This window comes from Mycobacterium simiae (assembly GCF_008370645.1).
Classification (GTDB): Bacteria; Actinomycetota; Actinomycetes; order Mycobacteriales; family Mycobacteriaceae; genus Mycobacterium; species Mycobacterium simiae_A.
This window is the reverse complement of record NZ_VTZN01000309.1, coordinates 1-2,981: the sequence shown is the minus strand read 5'-3', so window position 1 is coordinate 2,981 and position 2,981 is coordinate 1. Positions and strand designations below refer to the sequence as shown.

Below are 2,981 nucleotides of genomic sequence, written 5' to 3'. Positions count from 1 at the left end.
CGCCGGTGGGGTCGCTGGCGTGCAGGGAGTAGGTGTCTTGGCTGGTGCGGGTCAGCACCACGTTAAGACGGGTGGCCGCGGTGGCGTACAGCATGATTCCGGTCAGAGCGAACGGTAACCGCGGGCCGGTCGAGCCGCCACCAGCGTCCTCGAGCGTGGTCAGCGGGTGCAGGGCGGCATCGAGCAGGGCGGGATGAATGCCGTAGCCGGTGACGTCGGTGTCGGCGGGCAGGGCGACCTCCGCGTACACGGTGTCGCCGCTGCCCGGCTGGTGTCCGATCCCGACCACCCCCTGGAAGGGGCCGTCGTAATGCCGACCGCGCACGGCCAGCTGTTCGTAGAAGGCCCCGGTTTTGACGGCCTCGGTGATCGGCAGTGGCACCGGCGCGGGCGTGCAGGGCCGGTCCGCACTCAAGGTGCCGGTGGCGTGCAGGACCCAGACTCCGCGGTGCTGGTTGTCTTCGCTGGTGCGGGTGTGCACGCTGAACGGCCGACGCCCGTGCCCGTCGAGGGGCTGGACGGCGACTTGCAGATCAGTGGTCAACTTTGGCGTGAGGACCAACGGTGTGTGCAGGATCAGCTCGTCGATGACCGGGCAATCGACGTGTTGACCTGCGTGCAGGACTAGCTCGATGAATCCGGTCGCCGGGAAGACGACGCTGTCGTGGACGCGGTGACCGGTCAGCCAGGCCTGCGCGCTGGTCGACAGCCGCCCGCTGATCACAATTTGGTCTTGACCGGCCAGCTGGGTGAGCGCACCCAGCAACGGGTGTCCGGGCCGGTCCAGGCCGGCGGCGCTGACGTCGGCGGCGGTGCTAGGCGCCAGCCAGTAGCGACGGTGCTGGAAGGGACAAGTGGGCAGCGCGGTGGTCCGGGCATGGGGGTAAAGGGCGCGCCAGGCTGGGCTGTGCCCGCGGGTGTGCAGTTGACCCAATGCGCTGCTCAGCGTGTCAAGGTTGGGCCGGTCGCGGTGCGAGGTGGTGATGACCGCTGACTGGTCACGCCCCGCAGCGTTGCTGAGGGCGTCGGTGATCGCCGGAGCCAGCACCGGTTGGGGGGATAACTCGACGAACGTGTGCTCGCCTTGGGCGAGCAATCCCGCGACGCTGTCGCCGAAGCGGACGCTTCGACGTAGATGGTGGGTCCAGTACAGCGCCGAGGTGAGTTGTTCAGCGGTAGCCAGCTGTCCGGTGAGGTTCGACACCACCGGCAGCATGGGCGGGTGGTAGGTCAAGCCGGCGGCGATGGCCTCGAATTCGGGCAGTGCCGGGTCCATGGCCGGCGAGTGGAACGCGTGGCTCACGGCCAGCGCGGTGGTTTTGACGAGACGCTTGCTGCACTGTGCGCGAAGGCTATCGATCTGGTCGAAGGACCCGGCTACGACGACCGAGGTGGGGCTGTTGATCGCGGCGATCGCGGTATCGGGGTAGTCGCCCAGCAGCGCGGTGACCGCGTGCTCGGTGGCGTGGATGGCGAGCATCGCCCCGGGGGTACACGCTTGCATGAGTCGGCCCCGGGCGCTGACCAGCACCGTGGCGTCGGCAAGGCAGAACACTCCGGCGAGGTAGGCGGCGGTCAGCTCGCCGAGGGAGTGGCCGAGCAGGCAGTCCGGGTGGATTCCCGCGTCGGCCAGTACCGCGTGCATCGCCGCTCCGAACGCGAACAACGCCGGCTGAGCGTAGGCGGTCTGCTGCAGCAACCCCGCCGACGCGGTGTCGGGTGCCGCGAAAATGACCTCGCGCAATGACATGTCGAGGTGGGGATCGAAGGCCGCGCAGACCCGGTCGAGAACGTCGGCGAACACGCGGTGGTCGCGGTAGAGCTGGTGGCCCATGGTCGGGTATTGCGCACCTTGACCGGGCAAGACGAAAACGATCTTGCCGGCGGGTTGGGCCAGATGATGCTGAAACAGGCATGGGTGCGGCTCGCCGGTGCGTAGTGCGTGCAGCCCCGCCAGCAACTCGGCACGGACGTCGGCGGCGGCGGCCGGGGCGATGACCGCGGCTCGATAGGGGTGCTGGGTACGGGTGGTGGCCAGGCTGTATGCCAGATCGGTGACGTCGACGTCGGGGTGCTCGACAAGATGCCGATGCAAGCGGTCGGCGTGGGCGGCCAATGCCACCAGACTGCGCCCGGACACCGGCCATACCCTTAGCGCACTTTCGCTGACCGGCATCTCACTCGACTCGGCAGGAGCCGGCTCGGCGGGGGCCTGCGCAACGATCACGTGGGCGTTGGTGCCGCTGATCCCAAATGCGGACACCGCCGCGGTGCGCGGATGATCGGTGTCCGGCCAGCTGGTCGGTTCGGTGAGCAGGCGCACCGTGCCAGCCGACCAGTCCACGTGTGGGCTGGGACGGTCCACGTGCAAGGTGGGCGGCAACACGTCGTGGTTAAGGGCGGTGATCATCTTGATCAGCCCGGCGACCCCGGCGGCGGCTTGGGTGTGGCCCAGATTCGACTTGATCGATCCCAGCCACAGCGGATGATCGGCGTCGCGGTGAGCGCCGTAGGTAGCGATCAGCGCCCCAGCTTCGATCGGGTCACCCAACGTGGTGCCCGTGCCGTGCGCCTCGACGACATCGACGTGGTCTAGACGCACCCCGGCGTTGGCGGCGGCTTGGGTGATGACGCGCTGCTGTGCCAGGCCGTTAGGGGCGGTCAATCCGTTGGAGGCGCCGTCCTGGTTGATGGCCGACCCGGCGATGACCGCCAACACGCGGTGGTTGTTACGGCGGGCGTCGCTGAGGCGTTCCAGCACCACAACACCAGCGCCTTCGCCCCACCCGGTGCCATCAGCGGCGGCGGCGAACGGTTTGCACCGCCCGTCGCCGGCCAGGCCACGCTGGCGAGCGAACTGGATGAACGACGCCGGGGTAGTCATGATGGTGACGCCGCCGGCCAGGGCCAGACTCGATTCACCGTTGCGCAGCGACTGACACGCCAAATGCGTGGCCACCAGCGACGACGAGCAGGCCGTG

At 68.7% G+C, this 2,981-nt stretch carries 1 protein-coding gene; it reads right to left on the bottom strand.

Features of this window, described 5'->3' with window-relative positions; all coding sequences use genetic code 11:
- Positions 1 to 2,981: type I polyketide synthase (locus F0Q45_RS25145; protein WP_149656466.1), on the bottom strand; the 2,981-nt coding region annotated here is incomplete at both ends.